At 55.2% G+C, this 22,226-nt stretch carries 16 protein-coding genes, 2 pseudogenes and 1 CRISPR repeat array (1 of these 19 running past the window's edge); of the genes and pseudogenes, 4 read left to right on the top strand and 14 right to left on the bottom strand.

The genetic code is table 11. From position 1 onward, the window contains the following. Window positions 1–3,503: a CRISPR direct-repeat array (repeat unit 29 nt; unit sequence CGGTTTATCCCCGCTGGCGCGGGGAACAC) (it extends 61 nt beyond the left edge of the window). Window positions 3,504–3,549: 46 nt separating this feature from the next. The 11 genes and pseudogenes from OGW44_RS23565 to cysJ all read right to left on the bottom strand — a co-directional run. Continuing rightward, window positions 3,550–3,603: pseudogene (locus OGW44_RS23565) on the bottom strand (type I-E CRISPR-associated endoribonuclease Cas2e); the annotation flags it as partial. A gap of 9 nt (window positions 3,604–3,612) precedes the next feature. After that, complete coding sequence (gene cas1e / locus OGW44_RS23560; protein ID WP_185654472.1) at window positions 3,613–4,527, bottom strand: type I-E CRISPR-associated endonuclease Cas1e; 915 nt, start codon at window positions 4,525–4,527, stop codon at window positions 3,613–3,615. Then, entirely contained in the window at window positions 4,524–5,183 is a 660-nt protein-coding gene (gene cas6e / locus OGW44_RS23555; RefSeq protein WP_049268523.1) for a type I-E CRISPR-associated protein Cas6/Cse3/CasE, read from the bottom strand. Before cas6e ends, cas1e begins: the two co-directional genes overlap by 4 nt. After that, window positions 5,183–5,905, bottom strand: coding sequence for a type I-E CRISPR-associated protein Cas5/CasD (gene cas5e, locus OGW44_RS23550; protein WP_185654471.1), 723 nt, complete (start codon window positions 5,903–5,905; stop codon window positions 5,183–5,185). Before cas5e ends, cas6e begins: the two co-directional genes overlap by 1 nt. A gap of 9 nt (window positions 5,906–5,914) precedes the next feature. Further along, on the bottom strand, window positions 5,915–6,973 hold the full coding sequence (cas7e, locus tag OGW44_RS23545) for a type I-E CRISPR-associated protein Cas7/Cse4/CasC (RefSeq protein WP_049268521.1): 1,059 nt from the start codon (window positions 6,971–6,973) through the stop codon (window positions 5,915–5,917). Window positions 6,974–6,987: 14 nt separating this feature from the next. Next, window positions 6,988–7,593 carry a type I-E CRISPR-associated protein Cse2/CasB gene (gene casB, locus OGW44_RS23540; protein ID WP_053090388.1) on the bottom strand — a complete coding sequence of 202 codons (606 nt, stop codon included), beginning with the start codon at window positions 7,591–7,593 and terminating at the stop codon, window positions 6,988–6,990. Further along, on the bottom strand, window positions 7,586–9,148 hold the full coding sequence (gene casA / locus OGW44_RS23535; protein WP_185654470.1) for a type I-E CRISPR-associated protein Cse1/CasA: 1,563 nt from the start codon (window positions 9,146–9,148) through the stop codon (window positions 7,586–7,588). The genes casB and casA overlap by 8 nt, the downstream gene beginning before the upstream one ends. Window positions 9,149–9,166: 18 nt before the next feature. After that, entirely contained in the window at window positions 9,167–11,854 is a 2,688-nt protein-coding gene (gene cas3, locus OGW44_RS23530; protein ID WP_185654469.1) for a CRISPR-associated helicase Cas3', read from the bottom strand. A gap of 191 nt (window positions 11,855–12,045) precedes the next feature. After that, a complete protein-coding gene (cysH, locus tag OGW44_RS23525) occupies window positions 12,046–12,780 on the bottom strand; it encodes a phosphoadenosine phosphosulfate reductase (RefSeq protein WP_185654468.1) in 735 nt (244 codons plus the stop codon). Window positions 12,781–12,795: 15 nt separating this feature from the next. Beyond that, the gene (gene cysI / locus OGW44_RS23520; protein WP_046274900.1) at window positions 12,796–14,508 is read right to left on the bottom strand and encodes an assimilatory sulfite reductase (NADPH) hemoprotein subunit; all 1,713 of its coding nucleotides are present in this window, start codon (window positions 14,506–14,508) and stop codon (window positions 12,796–12,798) included. Next, a complete protein-coding gene (cysJ, locus tag OGW44_RS23515) occupies window positions 14,508–16,307 on the bottom strand; it encodes an NADPH-dependent assimilatory sulfite reductase flavoprotein subunit (protein WP_185654467.1) in 1,800 nt (599 codons plus the stop codon). The genes cysI and cysJ overlap by 1 nt, the downstream gene beginning before the upstream one ends. 305 nt (window positions 16,308–16,612) lie before the next feature. Between cysJ and queD the strand changes: the two genes are divergently transcribed. From queD to OGW44_RS23495, 4 genes are all read left to right on the top strand, one after another. Beyond that, entirely contained in the window at window positions 16,613–16,975 is a 363-nt protein-coding gene (gene queD, locus OGW44_RS23510) for a 6-carboxytetrahydropterin synthase QueD (protein WP_016154218.1), read from the top strand. An 81-nt stretch (window positions 16,976–17,056) separates the two neighbouring features. Next, window positions 17,057–18,328, top strand: coding sequence for an FAD-dependent oxidoreductase (locus tag OGW44_RS23505; RefSeq protein WP_185654466.1), 1,272 nt, complete (start codon window positions 17,057–17,059; stop codon window positions 18,326–18,328). Further along, the gene (locus tag OGW44_RS23500; protein ID WP_075847512.1) at window positions 18,319–18,579 is read left to right on the top strand and encodes a ferredoxin family protein; all 261 of its coding nucleotides are present in this window, start codon (window positions 18,319–18,321) and stop codon (window positions 18,577–18,579) included. The genes OGW44_RS23505 and OGW44_RS23500 overlap by 10 nt, the downstream gene beginning before the upstream one ends. A 16-nt stretch (window positions 18,580–18,595) precedes the next feature. Beyond that, window positions 18,596–19,171, top strand: coding sequence for a glycerol-3-phosphate responsive antiterminator (locus tag OGW44_RS23495; protein WP_016154221.1), 576 nt, complete (start codon window positions 18,596–18,598; stop codon window positions 19,169–19,171). A gap of 50 nt (window positions 19,172–19,221) precedes the next feature. On the opposite strand, the gene OGW44_RS23490 is transcribed toward OGW44_RS23495, so the two are convergent. From OGW44_RS23490 to OGW44_RS23480, 3 genes and pseudogenes are all read right to left on the bottom strand, one after another. Next, entirely contained in the window at window positions 19,222–20,076 is an 855-nt protein-coding gene (locus OGW44_RS23490) for an electron transfer flavoprotein subunit alpha/FixB family protein (protein ID WP_016157339.1), read from the bottom strand. Continuing rightward, window positions 20,073–20,855: an adenine nucleotide alpha hydrolase family protein gene (locus OGW44_RS23485; RefSeq protein WP_016157340.1), complete on the bottom strand. Its 783-nt coding sequence runs from the start codon at window positions 20,853–20,855 to the stop codon at window positions 20,073–20,075. Before OGW44_RS23485 ends, OGW44_RS23490 begins: the two co-directional genes overlap by 4 nt. Continuing rightward, window positions 20,833–22,191: pseudogene (locus OGW44_RS23480) on the bottom strand (MFS transporter); the annotation flags it as partial. The gene OGW44_RS23485 and the pseudogene OGW44_RS23480, both read right to left, overlap by 23 nt. Window positions 22,192–22,226 lie beyond the last annotated feature (35 nt).

Here is a 22,226-nt window from a genome sequence, read left to right as displayed (position 1 = left end):
CGGTTTATCCCCGCTGGCGCGGGGAACACTGATGGTTATTTTTGTCGGATGGGACCGTTTTCGGTTTATCCCCGCTAGCGCGGGGAACACCGCACGTATGCGTATTCATCCGCCGTAATCTGCGGTTTATCCCCGCTGGCGCGGGGAACACAATCTTTGAACGCTTCCCCTCTAGCTGAGCGACGGTTTATCCCCGCTGGCGCGGGGAACACGTGCTCGCTCCGTTACCTCGCTTTGTGCCTCGTGGTTTATCCCCGCTGGCGCGGGGAACACTGTGAATTACCGTGATATGACCATGGGATTAACGGTTTATCCCCGCTGGCGCGGGGAACACTGTGAATTACCGTGATATGACCATGGGATTAACGGTTTATCCCCGCTGGCGCGGGGAACACCCACCAACTCGGCGGCGCTCACTGTTCATAGCCGGTTTATCCCCGCTGGCGCGGGGAACACTTAGAGTCAAGTTTGACAGACTCGTTAATAAACGGTTTATCCCCGCTGGCGCGGGGAACACTGGGGAAAGGTCGGGCTGTTGTTGTTGTGGAACGGTTTATCCCCGCTGGCGCGGGGAACACATCACCACCGTAAAATTGAAGCCATTGGGGGACGGTTTATCCCCGCTGGCGCGGGGAACACCTCTCTGTGTTGCCAGCGGAAACGCGCGCGCGCGGTTTATCCCCGCTGGCGCGGGGAACACGCGAGATTGATAGTGGTTGTCATTTTAAATTCCGGTTTATCCCCGCTGGCGCGGGGAACACAGCGGCTGCCCACGGAAACAGTCGTATTTCCCCGGTTTATCCCCGCTGGCGCGGGGAACACTGATCAGCGCCATCAGCGTTAAAGCAATAAACCGGTTTATCCCCGCTGGCGCGGGGAACACACGATGCTCACGCTTGATTTCGATATCACCGGCGGTTTATCCCCGCTGGCGCGGGGAACACTCGTCGGTTTTTGTTTGCTCACTGTTTGTCTCCGGTTTATCCCCGCTGGCGCGGGGAACACTGGATGCAACCGCGACGGATTCAAGCCGCCTACGGTTTATCCCCGCTGGCGCGGGGAACACTCATTGGTCCCAATTAGCTCTTTTTGCAGCACCGGTTTATCCCCGCTGGCGCGGGGAACACGGTTAGCCGCTGACAGATAGCGCAATAGGTAGCGGTTTATCCCCGCTGGCGCGGGGAACACCGGCGTGGTTTGCTGCGTCAGAAATAAAATCCCGGTTTATCCCCGCTAGCGCGGGGAACACTGACGCCAGATACCTTTGGTAATGCCGAGTTTCGGTTTATCCCCGCTGGCGCGGGGAACACGGCCATAACCAGGCATGGATTGCCCGCCAGGGCGGTTTATCCCCGCTGGCGCGGGGAACACCAATGCAGTTTATGCTAAATCGGCGCGGGCGCCGGTTTATCCCCGCTGGCGCGGGGAACACCGTTAACAATAATGTTTATACTATTCATGCAGCGGTTTATCCCCGCTGGCGCGGGGAACACTTAAAACCAAGGGCATCGACTTTAATATTTTGCGGTTTATCCCCGCTGGCGCGGGGAACACCGGAACCGGTGGTAATGGAATGTTCGGCCAGCCGGTTTATCCCCGCTGGCGCGGGGAACACCCATCCACCACCAGCACGAGGAACCGCTCTTCCGGTTTATCCCCGCTGGCGCGGGGAACACACGGGGAGCGCCCGGGGCAATCACCTCGCGTGCGGTTTATCCCCGCTGGCGCGGGGAACACAACCAGGATGTTTTTATTTTATTTTCAGGTATCGGTTTATCCCCGCTGGCGCGGGGAACACGGTTACAAGCCCTGTCATCCGTAACGAGATCTCGGTTTATCCCCGCTGGCGCGGGGAACACACTGGCAGGTATCACCACGGCCAAACCACGCCCGGTTTATCCCCGCTGGCGCGGGGAACACGTGCGCGTAGGCTCAGTAAAAATAATACCGTCCGGTTTATCCCCGCTGGCGCGGGGAACACTTTACGAAGGCGTTTAAGAAATAAAGTGAGATCGGTTTATCCCCGCTGGCGCGGGGAACACTAACACCACCGCCTTTGTTATCGAAACTGGTTCGGTTTATCCCCGCTGGCGCGGGGAACACATCCGCAATACGCTCTAATGCATGCTGATAATCGGTTTATCCCCGCTGGCGCGGGGAACACGGCTATCCGCGTCGTGACGATGAATCCCGGCGCGGTTTATCCCCGCTGGCGCGGGGAACACCGCTATTAACGGAACGTGCGATGTAATAAATCCGGTTTATCCCCGCTGGCGCGGGGAACACTGATAGCCTCCCAATTTACGCGGTGTTTCGCCCGGTTTATCCCCGCTGGCGCGGGGAACACTGCCGGAAGGTTACAGCTATTCGCCCGAATCGCGGTTTATCCCCGCTGGCGCGGGGAACACGGTACAGGTTCGTTGCTCGCTCCGTTACCTCGCGGTTTATCCCCGCTGGCGCGGGGAACACCAATGCAGTTTATGCTAAATCGGCGCGGTCGCCGGTTTATCCCCGCTGGCGCGGGGAACACTTCGATGATTATTTATTTGGAGCGTTTTCGGTTTATCCCCGCTGGCGCGGGGAACACACAAAAAAACCAATAATCGAAATCACAGCAACCGGTTTATCCCCGCTGGCGCGGGGAACACAAATCGGTATTGCTATATCATTATTTTTAGGGCGGTTTATCCCCGCTGGCGCGGGGAACACTCGTTCCAGCTAACCAGCCCGTTTTGCTTGCCCGGTTTATCCCCGCTGGCGCGGGGAACACAGTATCTTTGGTGCTCGTGACGTTTGCTGGACCGGTTTATCCCCGCTGGCGCGGGGAACACATAGTTGTACCAGGTTAGGCCGCGTTGCGTTTCGGTTTATCCCCGCTGGCGCGGGGAACACAGCCCGTTCAATGGTGCCACGCAAACGGTGAGCGGTTTATCCCCGCTGGCGCGGGGAACACTTCTGCTTCTTGTTCTGTACCGGAAAAAAATTCGGTTTATCCCCGCTGGCGCGGGGAACACTTGAAAATCCCGGCTATTTGTGAACGATTCAGCGGTTTATCCCCGCTGGCGCGGGGAACACGCAAAAAACTAAAACCCGTCGTAGCAGCAGAATCGGTTTATCCCCGCTGGCGCGGGGAACACAAGACGATGAGCACCCCATACTGTTTTATCAACGGTTTATCCCCGCTGGCGCGGGGAACACATGCGTCTGCCTGGTGCGCCCCTGGCGTGATGCGGTTTATCCCCGCTGGCGCGGGGAACACTATGAGAGCGTGTAGCGCCCGGTTATGGCCTGCGGTTTATCCCCGCTGGCGCGGGGAACACTATTGACCAGACAGGCAAGATAACCGGAACGGCGGTTTATCCCCGCTGGCGCGGGGAACACTCATCCGCCATGCTCCTGATTTCGTCGAATGGCGGTTTATCCCCGCTGGCGCGGGGAACACACCGATTGCCTCTAACCAAATATCGGGATCGTCGGTTTATCCCCGCTGGCGCGGGGAAGTGAGGTATCGCCAACATAAACACCTGCGCGAACTTCTAATAACCAGACAGCCAGACGACCGCGCAAACGAGCAGGAATATTTTCGGTGACAACAACAAGCATACTCATGCGCTACCCCCTGTGACCTGCATCGCCCAATGAAACAGGCTCAGGGATCGCCGGAGGCTGGGCATCTGCAAAAGGTTTAGGGATTTCAATTTCCCCGGCAGCCAGTACTTCCTCAATCAATGGGATGATCCGCGCCAGCGTTTTCTGGCTGCGGAATATATCCCGACAGGCCAGACGAACCTCTTTATCTGGACTGACTGGCGCACGGGCAGCAATCTCGAAAGCAACCGGAACAACACCATCAAATTTGACGATATCAGCAATGTCATACACAAAAGAGAGCGGCTTACCGGAATGCACAAAACCAAAAGCAGGTGCGTAACCTGCGGCTAATACCGCGGCTTCGGTAATACCATAAAGGCAGGATGTGGCAGCACTAATACACTGATTAACCGTGTCGCCCTTTCCCCAGTCTTTAGGATCGTAACGTCGACCATGCCACTTCACACCGTAGCGCTCTGCCAGCAGAGCATAGCTCTGGCGTACCCGCGCGCCTTCGATGCCGCGGAGTTGTTCAACGGAGCGACGGCTGGGAGCAGGCTCACCAAAACGCAATTCGAACATTTTACGCACTACTTTCAGCCGGAGTTCTTCATCCAGCGCCAGCTTTGCCTGATACAACAGTCTGTCTGAACGCGCGCCTCCCGGCTGTCCGCAGGCGTAAAGTCGTACACCTGCTTCACCAACCCATACCAGTAAGGTACCTGTGGTTGCCGCCAGTCGCACCGCGGCATGAGAAACGCGCGTGCCTGGCTCCAGCATAATGCAGGCTATCGATCCCACCGGAATATGCGTTCGTATTCCCGTTTTGTCGATCAGCACGAACGCACCGTCGATCACATCAATCTGCCCGTATTGCAGAAAGATCATTGAGGTACGATCTTTCATTGGGATGGGGCTCAGCGGTAGCCAATTCATTGTTCCCCTCGCCGAATCAACATCAGACCGCAGCCTAGCGCTTTGCTTTTACCAAACCCATTCCTGAGAGCGTGAGAGAAACGCGTCACATCGTCTACCCGTAACAGTCCCGCAAAATCAACGCTACCAAAACTGATAGGACGTTCCCCGGTCAGTCGACTGAAACGTTGTTGCTGGTAACTCACCACGTAATCCTGCTTATCAGGAAGCATGAAACCATGCTGTTCCCCCTGACGGCGTAGCCAGTTATTCGCCGCGATGATTTGCAGTGGCCAGTGTTGTTCAGCAGGTATCCCTTTCTGCTTTGCCTGGTATTTGGCATCCATCATCACGTCGCTACGCTTACCGGATCGGGTGATAACGGGGTTCGCGCGTAGCGAAAAATACAGAAACATGCCTTTTGTCAGATGTGGCTGAAACGGTTTACTCTCTACGGCAAAAATATTATGCCCATCTAGAGGTGGAACATCCGACTGCACATAAAAACGCTCACCCCGTTCTGCAGACTCATGGCGAAACAGAAAACGGCGTTCATCCTGATGAGAAAAAAGCTGCCAAAGCCATTGATGACTGGCATAGGGGCTGGCGCTCTGCCACTTCTGCATCATTTCAGGCGTTAGCTTGCCGAGGTCCAGCGTTACGCGTGACAGAAACATTATTTTTCCTCCCTGAGCTGGCCTGCAAACTGACTACGCGTAGTAAACTGCCAGCGTACTTTACTGAGTGGCTGATCGCTTCTCTGAACGGAAATAGCAGGCACAACGCCCTGCGGCTCGCCTTCCCAATAGCAAAGATCGGACGCGGTAGTGATTGCCGCCAGTTCCGGGCAAATCAACGCCTGCTCTGCCTGGTAAAAAACGTGGGCCAACGTTCCGTCCAGTATCAGCGGCGCCAGCGGCAGGGCTGGAGGACAAGATTTTCGCCCCAGATACAGAGGAAATACAGGCTCCTCCAGCGCAGCTGCCAGTTTTTCCAAAACTATCGGTGCCCCTTCAGTTTCCTTAACAGCAATATGAAACAGCGCATCGCACCGATATTCGCGGGTGGTGATCATCGGATTGTTGAGATCTTCCTGCCCCAGAACCAGCTCATCACGCCGAGTGAAATAAATGCGCTTTCTGTTCTCTTTTGGTACTTCGACAGTGTGATAGTCACGCAGCCATTGCTCGCGGGAAGAAAACGGTCGTATGGCAAAATGGTAGTGTCGGTTAAACTCATCCAGATGAGCAGCCTCACGCCGGATACCACAGGCGGCAGCAAGCAATCCCAATAATGCTGAACGACTGGGCACAGCGTTGCTGTGCCTCACCTCGCCCACGGCGGCTTCGCCCCAGGACATCAACGGCGCGTAAAGTTGAAAAACAAGATAGCGGGACATCGCAACTCCTTACTGGCTGACAAACTCCAGCAGTTCCTGGAGCGAACCTTCGCCCGATTCCACATTCATCTCGTAGTGGCGCTCCCCCTCACGTGACCCGTAAGCGCGTTCAAACTTCTGCCGCTGCTCTTTCAGGCGTTGAATGGCCTGTGTCTGCTGATCTTCTCCACGAACAGGATTAAAGAAAGCGACTGAAAGCGCGCGAGGCTGCTGGCGTCCCATTTCCACCAGTGCGTAAGATGCGTAAGCACGCGAGGCAAAGCTGTTCTGATTTCCGGTTGGCGAGACGGTGAGCGCCGTTTCGGCCAGCGCCTTAAGGGTTCGCGCGACCAGGGCTTTATCACCATTGAGGTTTTCCAGTAACAGGTCGCGACTGATGCAAATATAAGAATAGAATAACGCAGAGGCGAAGCCCTTCTCACCCATATGCGCCGACCCGGCGTCATCCTCTTTACGGTTCAGATCGTCCACTGCCGTAAAGAAATCCTCTTCAACCGTAACGGCGCTGACGCCAAGAGCATGAGCCACCTGGCAAGCGGCTTCAACGTTAAACGCCGGGCTGGACGCCAGCATGCGACCAAACAGCGCGATATCAACGCCGCTGGCAGTTTCACGTAACAGCTTCAGCTCGCTCACTTCCGGTTCACGTTTATCCGCAATCAGCGTTTCAACCAGTTGGTTTATATGCCGGTATTCATCCGGACTGATATGCACCAGTTGTTCGATATTCAGGTTCTCTTCCGCCTTCGCATTTTTATCGGCTTTTAATTTGCCGAACTGGCTGGCTATTTTTCCAGCGGCGGAAAGCGCCATCTTTTCTGCAACTCCACCAGCCAGCAGATGTTTATAAATCTCACTGCCCAGACGGCGAGTACGGGTGCCAATATGTCCACTAAGAGCGCTTTCAAAAACTTCCGAGGTACGCCATGCGCGCTTGAGACTTTGTGAGGAGACCCGAAGACGCTCTACCCCGCCCATAATGGCGGTTTTCGGACGTCCGGTATCATCACGGTTCAGGTTAGCGGGGGCGTAAGCCGTCAGAATATGCAATTGAATAAATGTCGTCATGAGTGAAATCCTTTTTATTTGTTCCTGGGAGATTTTTCGCCAGCCTGCAGATATTCACTGGCCCAGCGTACGGAGAGGCGCTTAAAAGGGTTACTTTCAGCCGCCAGATGTGCTTCTTTCGCCTGCCATTCACGCATCCATAAGAAAACCCCGTCAGCCAGCGACACAAGGTTAACGCCCTGGTCACCGCGCAGTTTTACCGCACGAATCAGTTGACTGGAGAGTTCCGCCGGGGTTCTGACCGCCAACAGGCGATCGAAACGCTGACGTGAAAGGCAGGGGCCGCTTTTAATCTCTTCACCAAGCTGGCGGGCGAAAGAGCCGGTGGCGTTGTCGTGATGGGCATGGGCCGCAATGCCTGTAAAAATGGCTAATGCCAGTTTGTCGCTGGCCTGCTTTTCTACGTCCGTCAGCGCACGGTTCAGATGATGAAAAGCCTGGCTGGTGAGCGCCCCATACGGTAAAACCGCATGACGCAGCTCTGCTCGCCAGGCCCGACCATTGCCTGTAAAAGCAGCATCGACGCTATTGCGTTCCTGCAAACTCCGAAACCAACGGCGAATAATGCCAGGCGCACCGTCGATAATAATCAGCTCTTTTCCGGTGTTAGTTTCAAACATTCGCCTGCTCCTTATGTTCCATAGCGAGCTCCTTCAGTGTTTTCAGGCTGGTGAGTTTTTTGACATTCTTGATAAGACTGAGCCGGGCAGACAAAATTCGTTGCAAATCAGCCGTATTATCGGGGTTGGTAAAAGCGCTCTGGTCGAATATTTGTAGCAACCCGCGTTGCAGGTTCTCTCCCCACTCCCGCAGCGCGGCGCGCGCCTGAGGCTGAAGAGAAGAAGGATGTTGGCTTAACGTCTGCCATAGCTGACGAAATCCTGGCTCGGTCTGCTGCCAGAAGGCGATATCCACCATACTGAAATCCCCTTTCGCCTCTTTAGGACTCCCGAACCAGGCCTGTTTAAGCGCCTGAACGAGAAGAGGTCGAACGGAGATCGCCAGTTCGAGTGCAATTGAAAGCAGGTCTTTAAAGCTTTCCGCTTCATCGGCAAATAGCGCGATCAGAGGTAAACGATGCTCATACCAACAGCGCGCCTTGGCTTTATCCATATCAAAACCAAAGCACCATAATCCGGTAGCTCCCGGCTCTGGATTCTCGAGCACAACGCGTGCAGGGATCGTGCAATTCAGTTTATCTTCCGTCTTCATCGCCAGCCCCAGCCAGTCTTTATAGACCAGACCACCAGGTTGTCCCTTGAGCGCCAGCATCGATGACGCCGCGTCTTTCAGCGCTTTTCGATACGGTGAAAGCGGGTGAACCCAGCCGTCATACTGCACGCCGTAGTTTTTGCTGCGGATCTGGCTGAGCAATGCAGGATGAGGCTCACCGCACAAATCACACTCGCCGCTTTGCGTATGGCTGAAATCAATTTCCAGCCGTCGCGGCATGCCCCAATAGGCCTGGAGCGGATGTGCATTTTCGGGCGTCACCCTATTTTTTGACGTTTCACTACTGCGGGTTGCGGCCAGCCACGGGAAAATCAGAGCCAGTTGCTCATCCTGCCATTGCTGCTGCCCAGGCATAACATTCAGCCAAAGTTTGCGCCACAGCGGCTCATTTGGCTGAACTGGCATTAACAGCGTCGTCAGCGGTCCACCGCCGCGCATGCTGGTACGCCCCCCGGCTCCGTCCTCAGGGGAGTTGGTCTGAACGGTATAAAGCGCCATCACTGCACAGTGCGGGCAAAAATGCCGATAAATACGACGTTTTACGAAGTGATCTTTATTTAACTTAACAGTGTTGCCGCCGGGAGCATCAATCAATAACCTGGCGATTGCGCTATTTTTAACATCCAGCCCAGAAAAATCCTGCAAAAAAGCGGGTTTCTGTGGGCCAAACTGCATGGCAACCGCCACGCGTTCCAGCGCTTTTTGCCAGCGGTCCGGATCGATACCATCTTCCCAGATATCCTCCCACTGTTCTTCATCCTCCGGCGCGAATACCGTTTGTAGCAGGCCAATCAATAACTGATATGCCGCCCCCTGAAAATCTGCGCGCGGCCACGCCAGTTCGATAATGTCATTATCAGCCAACTCGCCTGGCGAAATTTTTCGCCGCTGCCCCTGCCTGTCGATAACCGGCAGCCAGGGCTCCGTGATAAGTGAAAACATGATTCCTCCTGAAATAAATTACTGCAAATGCTGGCTCGATAACCCCCACGCCTTGCTATAAACTGCCGACGCGTCCCCCTCTGTAAGTAGCAGCACCTGTGCATTCGGGTTGTGAATTTCGTGGCGAAAATGTTCGAGTTCTTCCCCCTGCAAACACGGCGCGTTAGCAGCAATTTTCTGCCATAGCGTTTCCCGCAACGAGAGGCGACTTTGTTGCCAGGAAAACGGTTCCAGCCGGGCGTAGGATTGCAGCGATCCTCCCTCTGCCCGCCAGGCAAGAAACAAATCGACGGTGGGCTCGCTTAATCGGGTGGAAAGTTCCACGTCGTCACTCCATCCCGCCATGCTTGCGGTACGGTGATAGCCTGTTTCCCAATCCAGAATGTTTTGCTTTGCGGCAGCCTTCACACTGAGATCTTTGCCGTAAACGTTATCCTCCTGAGCTTGCAGGCCAACGGGCGCGGCTATCCATGCTTCGTATACGCTTTCCACCAGTTCGCGCGCATCTTCCGGCATGCGAATCTCCCCTTTGTCGCGCAATATTGCCTGTGTCCGCCACAGGCAAGCGTGGTCTTCGTAGACATAGCCTGTACCTTTGAGATGTTCACCCAGCCAGCCACTTTCCGCTTCCGGTTGCCACTCCGGCGCCAGAATGTGCAACGCTGGAGACAGACGACCATCTGGCATCTGCCCGGTTAGCGCCCCGTGTCGATCGCGAATATGGCGCTGTAAACGTCCTGCGCGCTGAATCAATAAATCGACCGGGGCCAGGTCGCTAATCATGACGTCGATATCCAGATCCAAACTCTGTTCCACAACCTGTGTTGCGATCAGCACTTTGCCGCGCCGCAACGTTGGTGTGCTTGATTTTCCGAACCATTCCAGCGCCCGATTTTCTATTGCCATACGATCGATAAATGCAAAACGACTGTGGAACAACAGCAGGTTTTCTGGTGGAACAAGCCCGCTATCCAGCAACTGGCGATAGACGGTAATCGCGTCATCCACCGTGTTACGGATCCAGCAGATGCATTGCCCGCTTTCAACGGTGCGGAGGATCAGTTCGCGGGCGCTGTCCGGATCGTTGAGCCACTGCACCGCAACGCGACGAGCCACTTCAGGACGCGTGGGAATATAGCGTTCAGATACCCCCTGCGAACTGAGATGCGAAAGCCAGGGATAGCCTGCATTTTGATCGGCAATAACGGGAGCACCGTTAATACCGCGCTGGAAAGCATTCAGTAACGTATGGCGTAAAGACGAGGGCAGCGTGGCGCTCAGGATGATGACGCTACCGCCCTGAGCCGCATGAAAGGTCAGTAGCCCTTCCAGCAGACGCACCATATAGCTGTCATAAGCATGTACTTCGTCCAAAAGCAGGATCTTGCGATACAGCCCGAGCAAACGTAGAGACTGATGACGAAATGGCATGGCGGCCATTAATGCCTGATCGAGAGTTCCGACCCCCACCTCAGCCAGCAGCGATTTCTTGCGTGAATCAGCAAACCAGATATTGCAGGTACTGCTGGCAGCCTGTTCATCCGGTATATAGGCAGATTGTCCGGCATTCCGCGATGACCACAGGGAATGCGTGAAGGCCTCCGACATGCCGCTTGAGCCATGCGCCAGCACCAGCGACGGGCGTTGCTCTGCTACAAATAACGCGCGATAAGCCGTTGCCAGCCGTTGAAACATGGCGTTTGAGGTTGCCATAGTCGGCAGTCCAACGTACAGGCTGTCACCTTTCCCCTGAGCCATTAACCGCTGGGTGAGGATCAGCGCCGCTTCCGTTTTGCCTGCACCGGTCACATCCTCCAGTACAAAAAGTTGTGGGCCTTCGGCTGAAATCGCTATGTCCATAGCGCTTTGCTGAAGCGGCGTTAAGTGCTGAATAAACGGGAACAGATCGGCCGGATTACGGTGGGTATCTACCGAAGAAAGCTGAGGAAGTTGCGCCAGCGCGTGCGTGGCCTGTGCTAAGGCCCTCTGCCAGTACGCGCTATCTGGCATAACGGTACTGACCAGTGGAAAATCATGTTGGTTCGATCCCATCCAGTCCGCAAGCGTTGTCAGTCCAGCCAGCAGCCAGCTTTGTTGACAGAGTTTTTTACGCCAGATTTTGTCGCAAAACCGGTCGGGGAAATCAGTGACATTGAGGAGAGAAGAGAGCGCCGCCATCCATTCTTCGGCAGCCACTTTGTCTTCGGGGGTAAAAGCAACGCTTCCTTTGACATCCTTTAATGGCGGAAGACCATGATGACCGGTGACGACGTTGAGCCAGATATCCAGCGTTCTTTCACTTTCGCGTGTTAACGCAGGTAACGCATTGGGCCATGCTTTTCTCAACCCCTGCCAGAACCAGTATCCCAGCGAGTCGTGTCGTTCAGGATAGCCAATCCCGCTGATACCGGGCACCAAATCCGGGTAAGACGTCTTATTGAGCTGCTGAAAACCCCGCGCGAATTTCCCTATATCGTGGAGCCCCAGTATCCAGGCAAACCAGCGCGCAGCCTCTTCCCGGGAGAAACCTAATTCGGCAAAGATATCTGCCGCATGAAAGCGATTGCGCATCACCATTTGCCAACCGCAGGCCGCCACATCCAGACAGTGATAGGGCAGCAAATGGTATGCATCCCCCTGGTCGTGAATATTTTCCTTTTTACTGGTTTTTCCCCAGTAAGCAAAATAAGGTGCGTAATTAGCCATTTATTAATAACAAGTCCGAATCCAAATATATTAAGAGAATTACAGACTAAGAAATAATATCGGTGATCAGAATCACACCTTAACGCGCAAAATAAAGTATTTATGCAAGATAATAATAAATATGAATAAGATGAATTATATAAATAAGCACCAGAAATATTTCCCTCTATTTTCCGGTGCTGATGAGACTATCACCCCTCGTGCAATCCGCACTCGCGCTTCAATCCGAAGAACCGCGTCTCTTCTTCCGCCATACCCGGCTCCCATTTGCGGGTGGTATGGGTATCACCAACTGACAGATAGCCCTGATCCCACAGTGGATGGTATTTCAGGCCGTGCTTTTGCAGATACTGGTAAAGGGTACGGTTGTCCCAGTCGATGATCGGCAGCACTTTAAACACGCCGCGCTGGATAGCCAGCACCGGCAAATGCGCCCGACTGCCCGACTGTTCGCGGCGCAGACCGGCAAACCAGGTTTGCGCATTGAGTTCTTTAAGCGCGCGGTTCATCGGCTCGACTTTGTTGATCTCATTGTATTTCTCAATGCCTTCAACGCCCTGCTCCCACAGTTTGCCGTAGCGCGCTTCCTGCCAGGCCGCGCTCTCCTTCGCCCGGTAGACTTGCAGATTAAGCTTGAGCTTGTCCGTTAACTCATCAATAAACTGGTAGGTTTCCGGGAACAAATAGCCGGTATCGGTGAGGATCACCGGGATATCCGGGTGAATCTGATTCACCAGGTGCAGGCTTACTGCCGCCTGGATACCAAAGCTTGATGACAGTACATATTCACCAGGCAGGTTTTCCAGCGCCCACGCCACGCGCCCTTCGGCGTCCAGCTTTTCGAGCTGTGCGTTGGTTTCCGCCAGCGCCAGAATGCGGTCGACTTTTGGCAGGTCATTAAGGGCGTTTAGATCGAGTACGGACATAATTACCTCTCGTGGTTACTCCCAGAAATCCCGGGCGGGATCGAGCACCGGGCGAATGATGCCCGCACGCACCGTAAAATCACCGAAGCCTTCACCCGCTTCGCGCTCTTTCGCCCAGCGACCAACCAGTTCGTCAACGGAGTCGAGAATTTCCGATTCCGTAATATTTTCGCGATACATACGCGGAATGCGCGTGCCCATGCGGTTACCGCCAAGGTGTACGTTGTAGCGCCCCGGGGCTTTACCCACCAGGCCCAGTTCCGCCAGCATCGCGCGGCCGCAGCCGTTCGGGCAGCCTGTAACGCGCATCACGATATGCTCGTCAGGAATGCCGTGTTTTTCGAGAATAGCTTCCACTTTATCAGTGAACGATGGCAGGAAACGTTCGGCCTCCGCCATCGCCAGCGGACAGGTCGGGAACGACACGCAGGCCATCGAGTTTTCACGCTGCGGCTTCACCGCATTCATCAATCCGTGATCGCGCGCCAGCTTCTCGATCTTCGCTTTTTGGCTTTCCGGCACACCAGCAATGATCAGGTTCTGGTTGGCGGTGATGCGGAAATCCCCTTTGTGGATCTTCGCGATCTCCAGCAGGCCGGTTTTCAGCGGACGGCCCGGATAATCCAGGATACGGCCGTTTTCAATAAACAGCGTCAGGTGCCAGTTATTGTCGATCCCTTTTACCCAACCAATACGATCGCCGCGACCGGTGAACTCGTACGGGCGGATAGGCTCAAATTTAATACCCGCGCGACGCTCCACTTCCTTTTTGAACGTGTCGATACCAACGCGTTCAAGCGTGTATTTAGTTTTGGCGTTTTTACGATCGGTACGGTTACCCCAGTCGCGCTGCGTTGTCACCACAGCTTCTGCTACCGCCAGGGTGTGCTCCAGCGGCAGATAGCCGAACTCGCTCGCGGTGCGGGCGTAGGTTTTCTTATTGCCGTGCTCAATCGACAAACCACCGCCGACCAGCAGGTTAAAGCCCACCAGCTTGCCGTTTTCGGCAATCGCCACGAAGTTCATATCGTTGGCGTGCAGATCGATGTCGTTCTGCGGCGGGATTACGACCGTGGTTTTAAACTTACGCGGCAGATAGGTTTGGCCGAGGATCGGCTCTTCGTCGGTGGTCGCTACCTTCTCCTGATCCAGCCAAATTTCTGCATAGGCGCGAGTACGCGGCAGCAGATGTTCGGAGATCTTCTTCGCCCATTCATAGGCTTGGGCGTGCAGCTCGGACTCGTACGGGTTAGAGGTACACAGAACGTTACGGTTCATGTCGTTGGCGGTCGCCAGCGCGTCCAGCCCGACCGAATGCAGCATCTGGTGTACCGGCTTAACGTTCTTCTTCAGAATGCCGTGAAACTGGAAGGTCTGACGGTTGGTCAGACGAATGCTGCCGTAAATTGTGTTGTCATGGGCGAACGTGTCGATCGCCTGCCACTGTTTGGTGGTGATCACCCCACCCGGCAGACGGCAGCGCAGCAGCATCGCGTGACGCGGCTCCAGCTTTTGCTCGGCTCGTTCGGCGCGGATATCGCGGTCATCCTGCTGGTACATACCGTGAAAACGGATCAGCAGGAAGTTATCGCCTTTGAAGCCGCCGGTCAGGCCGTCGTTTAAATCTTCGGCAATCGTACCGCGCAGATAGTTGCTTTCCAGCTTCATACGCTCAGCGTCGGACAGCTTGCCTTCGACCACCAATGGTCCTGGGTATTTTTCGCTCATTAGTAGACATCTCGCTGATAACGGCGCTCAATGCGCAGCTCACTTAAAAATTCATCCGCCGCTTCGATATCCATAGCACCGAATTCGGCAATCACTTCCAACAAAGCCTGCTCAACGTCTTTCGCCATGCGATTAGCGTCGCCGCAGACATAAATGTGGGCACCGTCGTTTATCCAGCGCCACAGTTCCGCACCTTGTTGGCGCAGTTTATCTTGTACGTAGACTTTTTCTTTTTGATCGCGCGACCAGGCGAGATCGATGCGGCTCAGTACGCCCTCTTTGACGTAACGCTGCCATTCCACCTGGTACAGGAAATCTTCGGTAAAGTGTGGGTTGCCAAAAAACAGCCAGTTTTTGCCTTCGGCTCCGTCAGCCGCACGCTGCTGCATGAATGCACGGAACGGCGCAATCCCCGTGCCTGGTCCAATCATAATCACCGGTGTCTGCGGGTTAGCCGGCAGGCGGAAGTTATCGTTGTGTTCGATGAACACGCGCACCTCGCCCTCTTCTTCCACGCGATCGGCGAGGAAACTGGACGCGCCACCAGCACGGGCACGACCTTCAATGTCATAACGCACCACGCCCACGGTGACGTGCACTTCGCTTTCCACTTCCGCCTGGGAAGAGGCAATAGAATACAAACGCGGCGTCAGCGGGCGCAGAAGATCAACCAACGTTTGGGCATCCAGCTGCGCCGGAGAGAAACGCACCATATCGACGATTGGCGTGGTTGCGGCGTAATGCTGCAACTGTGCCTTATCACCCACCAGCGGCAGCAGGGATTCGCTACGGGTTAAAGTGGCATAGTTCTCGACGATATTGCCGGTGTTAACCGTCAGCTCGAAATGCCACTGCAGCGCTTCGGTGAGCGACAGGGTTTTGCCGTCAACCGTGACCGGCTCATCTCCTTTCAGCCACAGCAATTCAACCAGCTCTTTGACCAGCTCAGGATCGTTCTGATACCAGACTCCTAAGGCATCGCCCGGCTGGTAGCGCAGGCCGGAATCGCCGAGATCGATTTCAATATGGCGCACATCTTTTTCCGAGTCGCGACCAGTGATTTTCTGATTCACCGCAAGCGACGCCGTCAGTGGCGCTTCTTTGGTGTACGGGCTGGTGTGTACTTCGTTTACCGCACCGCTCGCAGCAACTTGCACAGACGATGCCGCAGGGGCACGCGCTTTCAGGACATCAACCAGACGGGCACGCCATTCGGCTGCCGCGCCCTGGTATTCGACGTCGGCATCCACGCGGTCAAGCAAGCGTTCACCGCCCAGCTCAGCCAGTTTTGCATCGAAGTCTTTTCCTGACTGACAGAAAAACTCGTAAGAAGTGTCACCAAGACCAAACACGGCAAAAGCGGTGTTATCAAGCTTCGGCGCTTTTTTCGAGAACAGGAATTTATGCAACGCTACGGCTTCTTCCGCCGGTTCACCTTCCCCTTGCGTCGACGCCACTACGATCAGCAATTTCTCATTGGCGATTTGTTTGAATTTATAGTCGCCAGCATTGGTGAGAGTGACGTTGAGCTTTGCAGCGATCAGATCATCGCGCAGGGCTTCCGCCACACGACGCGCATTACCGGTTTGCGAGGCGGAGATAAGCGTAATGCCAGGCATTTCAGCAGCAGGCGCAGGAGTCGCCGCATTGCTGCCTGGCTGCTGATTCAGCACGCCCCAAAAATAGCCAGAAACCCACGCAAGCTGTGCGGGAGTGAAATCGGTCGTGGCCGCCTGAAGGCGTGCCAGTTGCTCCGGGTTTAGCGGTAGCAGAGCGGAAGGTGGGGCCTGTGTCGTCATGCGTTGTCATGTTCCAGTAAGCAAAGCGGATTTAAGCAATAAAACCCAAACTGAAGATAAGGTTAACGGCGGGGATAGTAACAATTAAAGAAGGGATAGAAATAACAAATAACCAAATGAACTAACCTGTTTTAGTTATAGTTATTAACAGCAAAACAGATTGGATAACCATATGATATATCAATAATTATTAAATATTACCATCATGAATAGGTCGTTCTGATACTCAGCGCCCTTTTAACTAATGATAAAATTCGCTCTTTACGGTACCCTACGGCGGTTTTTCGCATTCTTGAGAGTAAAAAATGTCCACCACCTTGTTTAAAGATTTCACCTTCGAAGCCGCTCACCGCCTGCCGCATGTACCGGAAGGGCATAAGTGTGGCCGCCTGCATGGTCACTCATTTATGGTGCGTCTTGAAATTACCGGTGAAGTCGATCCGCATACCGGTTGGATCATGGATTTTTCTGAGTTAAAAGCCGCGTTTAAGCCAACTTACAACAGACTCGATCACTACTATCTGAACGATATTCCTGGCTTAGAAAACCCAACCAGTGAAGTACTGGCCAAATGGATTTGGGATCAGGTTAAACCGGTTGTCCCTCTGCTGAGTGCCGTAATGGTGAAAGAGACCTGCACAGCAGGCTGCGTGTATCGCGGGGAATGATTGTATCGTCTGTGGCAACGGTCAATTTTCCTTAACTAACACTCTGTTAGGGTTATGTGCTCTGGATATCTGGAGCACAACATGTCTGACGATTTCGATATTATTATTATCGGTGCAGGGATAGCGGGCACCGCTTGTGCTTTACGCTGCGTGCGAGCAGGACTGTCAGTTTTGCTTATTGAACGCGGCGAGCTTCCCGGCAGTAAAAACCTTTCCGGCGGGCGTCTGTATACTCACGCGCTCGGTGAACTTCTTCCCCACTTCCAACATTCAGCCCCACTTGAACGCCGAATTACCCAGGAAAATCTCTCGCTGTTAACTCGCGATGGCGCAACGACGTACTCCAGCCTGCAACCGGATGGAGACTCATGGAGCCTGCTGCGCGCCCGCTTCGACCCGTGGTTTGTCCCCCAGGCCGAGGCCGAAGGCGTACAGTTTATCAGCGGTGTGACGGTCGAGGCGCTCCATATCGAAGAGGGCAGAGTCTGCGGCGTTATTGCCGATAACGAGACGCTGCGCGCCCGTTATGTGGTACTGGCGGAAGGGGCAAACAGCGTACTGGCCGAGCGCTACGGATTCCTGCCGCGTCCCTCGACAACCGCAATGGCATTAGGCATTAAAGAGACTTTGGCGCTGGATAAATCGTTACTTGAGGAACGTTTCCGCTTATCCAATGACGAAGGCGCGGCAATGCTGTTCAGTGGCAATATTTGTGGCGAACTTCCCGGCGGCGCGTTTCTCTATACCAATCAGGAGACGCTCTCTCTGGGCGTGGTTTGTCCGCTCTCCTCTTTGGCACAAAGCGATGTCCCGGCGGCTGAACTGCTGGAGCGGCTCAAGACGCATCCGGCGTTACATCCGCTGCTCAGAGGCAGCGAAACGCTGGAATATGGTGCGCATCTGGTTCCAGAAGGCGGGTTGCACAGCCTGCCCGTACAATATGCAGGAGAAGGCTGGCTGCTGGTGGGCGATGCGCTGCGCAGCTGTGTGAATACCGGTTTCTCCGTTCGCGGCATGGATATGGCGCTCATTGGCGCTCAGGCGGCGGCGCAAACATTGATTAACGCCTGCCGGAAACGCGAGCCGCAAAATCTGTTTCCGGCTTATCACCACGACATCCAGCACAGCCTGCTGTGGGACGTTCTGCAACGTTACCGGGATGTTCCGGCGTTGCTCCAGCGCCCCGGATGGTATCGTCAATGGCCCATGCTGATGGAGGCTATTTCCCATGAAATCTGGCATCAGGGCGACCGCCCGGTAGCCCCGCTGCGCCAGATTGTCTGGCGTCAGTTTCGTCGTCACGGCCTGCGTCATCTGGCAGGCGATATCATCAGGAGCTTACGATGTCTGTAGCCCGTAACGTCTGGCGTCCCGCCGACATTTCACATATTGTTCCTGCGACCGTTGTTGACAGCGAAACGGCACAACGGCTGATCGCATCCTGCCCCGCCGGACTGTTTTCTCTTACGGCGGAAGGTGAGCTACGGGTCAGCTTTCGCGGCTGCCTGGAGTGCGGCACCTGTCGACTGCTGTGTGATGAAAAAACGCTGCAACAGTGGCGCTACCCCGCGTCCGGCTTTGGCATCACTTACCGATTTGGATAATTTAATAGGATAATTTATGCCCCTGTTACACCTGCTCCGCCAGAATCCTGTCATTGCCGCGGTGAAAGACAACGCCAGTCTGCAATTAGCCATCGATTCCGAATGCCAGTTCATCTCTGTTTTGTACGGCAATATCTGCACCATCAGCCATATCGTGAAGAAGATTAAAACTGCCGGTAAATACGCATTTATCCACGTTGATCTGCTGGAGGGCGCGTCTAATAAAGAGGTGGTGATCCAGTTTCTGAAGCTGGTCACCGAGGCCGACGGCATCATCAGTACCAAAGCGTCGATGCTGAAAGCGGCGCGGGCAGAGGGCTTTTTCTGTATTCATCGCCTGTTTATCGTCGACTCCATCTCCTTTCACAACATTGATAAGCAGGTCGCACAGTCGAACCCGGACTGTATTGAAATCCTGCCGGGATGCATGCCAAAAGTGCTGGGATGGGTGACGGAAAAAATACGCCAGCCGTTGATTGCCGGTGGTCTGGTTTGCGATGAAGAGGACGCTCGCAATGCGATGAAAGCTGGTGTAGCAGCGCTTTCAACTACCAACACCGACGTCTGGACGTTAGCGAAAAAGCTGCATTAACCCGAGCCGCCGGATAGCGGTGTAAACACCTGACCCGGCATCCCCCTGAATTAATTTTCTGCGATGGCTGCCAACGCCTCCAGCACCGGCAGCCAGTCATCCACAATCCCGACATCCGCCTGTGAAAAGACCGGCGCTCTGGCGTCACTGTTTATCGCCACCACAAACCGGCTCTGACGAACCCCGGCCATTAGCGCCGCCGCGCCGGATGCCCCCGCGACAATGCAGACATCCGGCGCAAGCAGATGCCCCGATATCCCAATCACGCGCTCAGCGTCAAAACCACCGTTCATCACCCGTGCACGGCTGTATCCCACTTCGGCACCAAACTCCTTACCAAGAGCGGTAATTTTTTCGGCATCGGCGTCACTTCTTCCCTGCCCTACCACCAGCACACGCCCGGCCTGCAACAAAGGATGAGCTGTAACACGGTCGATGCTTTCTACGCTATCCAGCCAGCCCGGAGGTGTGGTGGAGGCAATCCGGCGCTCCACCATCGCTGGCAGCGCGTTGCCCGACGCGCTCGTTTCCGGTTGTCGCGCCAGTGAAAGGCACAAGGGACGCGCGGTGATTTGTAGCCGGGCCGTCAGCGCATTCCCCCAGTGGGATTTCGTCACCAGCCCCTGTTGCGCATCCAGCGTCTGCACCTGGCAAACGCTGCCGCCGTGCAGACGCCAGGCCAGCCGCGTCGCAAGCTCATCCCCCAGCGCACCCGCCGGAAAAATCAGGATGTCGGCTGGCGTCAGCAACCACTGCGTCGCCAGCGCGTCCAGCACCTGCTCCGCCACGTCCGGCATCGGGTCTAGAGTCCAGCGTTCCAGTTCTGCTGCATTAAGCGCGTTTTCTGCAATCCAGCCTGCCAGTGCAGCGCATTCACCCGATTCCGTAATCACAACGATCTTCATGGCTGCATCCTCTGGCGCAAATAATCATTCCACAATATCCGCGCTTTTTCCTGCGCCGTCGCGCCGTCGATAAGCGTGGCGCTGCGCCGCTGCGCCGGTCGCGCCAGCTTCTGACATTGCACGTTCGGAGTTTCATCACTGGACGCTGGCTGACGTAAAATTGCCGCTTTTGCCGCCGCCAGACGCTGACGCATTCCGGGGACGGGAAGCGCAACTTCACCACATTGCCTGACGGCAATCACTGCCGGAAGCCGCACCCGGCAGCGGCGTAACCCGGTTGTCGTTCGCTGTTCGACAACAACAAAAGGCGGCGTCAGCGTAAAACGCTCCACCTGGGTAAAGCAGGGCCAGGCCAACATTTCAGCCATCAAAAATGGCGTTTGCCCGTTCTGCCCTTCGCTACTCTGACAGCCAGTGATAATCAAATCCGCGCCGTGATGACGCTGCCAGTCAGTTATTTGCCGGGCAATGAATTCCGGCGCAAAGCGCAGATCCGCCGTCGTTTCCAGCAACACCGGCTTATCAAAACCCAGCGCGGCAAAATAGCGCAACCAATGAATAGCACGCTCATCGCTAATGCTTAGCGCGGTTAACGTCATATCACAACCTTCACGACGTTGCGCCAGCAGTAATGCCGCAGCCGCCTGCTCATCGGCACCAGGAGAACAGCGCAGCAGCGCGGTGTCCGGGCCACGGGTATCTTCCGTCGCCGCCAGCCAGTCTTTTTCCGCCAACATGCCGGAGTCTGGTTCGGCCTTAAACGCGAACAGAATGTTCATTTGCTCCTCCCTGTCTTTTCTCCACGCTTCCGGCCGCCACCAACGGCAATGCCTTCGTTTCCGGTGCCCATAGCCAGGTCACCACAAATCCAATGAGGAGCACGCCAGCCAGCAGCAGCAACGTGACCTGCATCCCCCATTGCGCCAGCGTCCAGGGCAGCAGGCCGGTGCTGATTGCCGCGCCAAGTCTGCTCATCGACGTCGCAAAACCCACGCCCAGCGAGCGGATATCCGTCGGGAAGCTTTCAGCAGGCAGGATCCCTACCAGATTACTGACCGCAGAAATTGTGGTGCTGAACAGGACAAAAAGCAGCAAAGTTAACGAGCTACCGGACGGCAGAAAAGCCATCACCACCAGCGTGGCAGCCAACAGAAAAAAACTCCCAAGCAGAAACCGGCGGTGCGCCAGCAGATGTGTTAATACCAGCCCCAGCAGTGCGCCAACGATTAACAACGCATTCAGCAGCAGGCTGGCGGTGAGCGCATCCTCCAGGCCGAGGGTCCCGGCAATGGTAGGCAGCCAGGTGTAGATAACAAACCACGGGATCACCAGACAAACAAAAAACACGCTGTTAAACGCGGTTCGCCGCCAGTAGAGGGGGGAAAAGAGCGTTTTGATATGTTTCCCGGACGCCGCAGAAACCTCGTCGCCGAGCAATACGTGCGCCCCAAAATATCGGTGAACAATAGCGTGGGCTTCCGCGAAACGCCCCTGGCGCAGCAGCCAGCGAGGCGATTCCGGCGTCCCCCAGCGAAGCAGGGTAATCAATAGTGCGGGAAGCGCCGCCGACGCCAGCAGCCAGCGCCAGGCATCCGGGCTTTCGGTAATAAAATAGTGCCCCGCCAGGCTTGCCAGCACATAGCCGATGGTCCATACCACGCTAAAAGCCCCCAGCAACACTCCCCGGTGTCGTCGTGGAGAAAATTCGGCCAACAGAGTGTGCCCTACGGAATAATCGCCTCCCAGCCCAATCCCAATCAGAATACGTAACACAATGAGCTGCTCTGGCGAAGTGGCGAAAAGCTGTAAAAAAGAGGCGATGGTGATCAGCACAAAGCTGAAAGTGAAGATCTTCTGTCGACCAATGTGGTCTGAAATCCAGCCCAACACCAGACTACCGAGAAACAACCCGAGCAGCGCCGAGCCGCCAATCATCCCGGTCATAAACGGCGTGAGCTGCATGGCAGGTGTTAACTGAATAATGGCATAGCCGACAACACCAAGAACATAGCCGTCGGTAAGGTGAGCACCAAAGGTCAAGGCGGCAATACGACAGTGAAAACCGTTAAGCGGTAAATCGTCCATTCGCACCGGTGAAGTGTTCATTTCTACCCCTGTCCGGTAAAATTGTGGCTTCCCGATCAGGAAGC

The sequence above is a fragment of the Citrobacter sp. Cb023 genome (genome assembly GCF_030336805.1).
GTDB lineage: Bacteria > Pseudomonadota > Gammaproteobacteria > Enterobacterales > Enterobacteriaceae > Citrobacter > Citrobacter braakii.
Note: the sequence above shows the minus strand (reverse complement) of the source record. Positions and strands in the feature narration are given on the sequence as shown.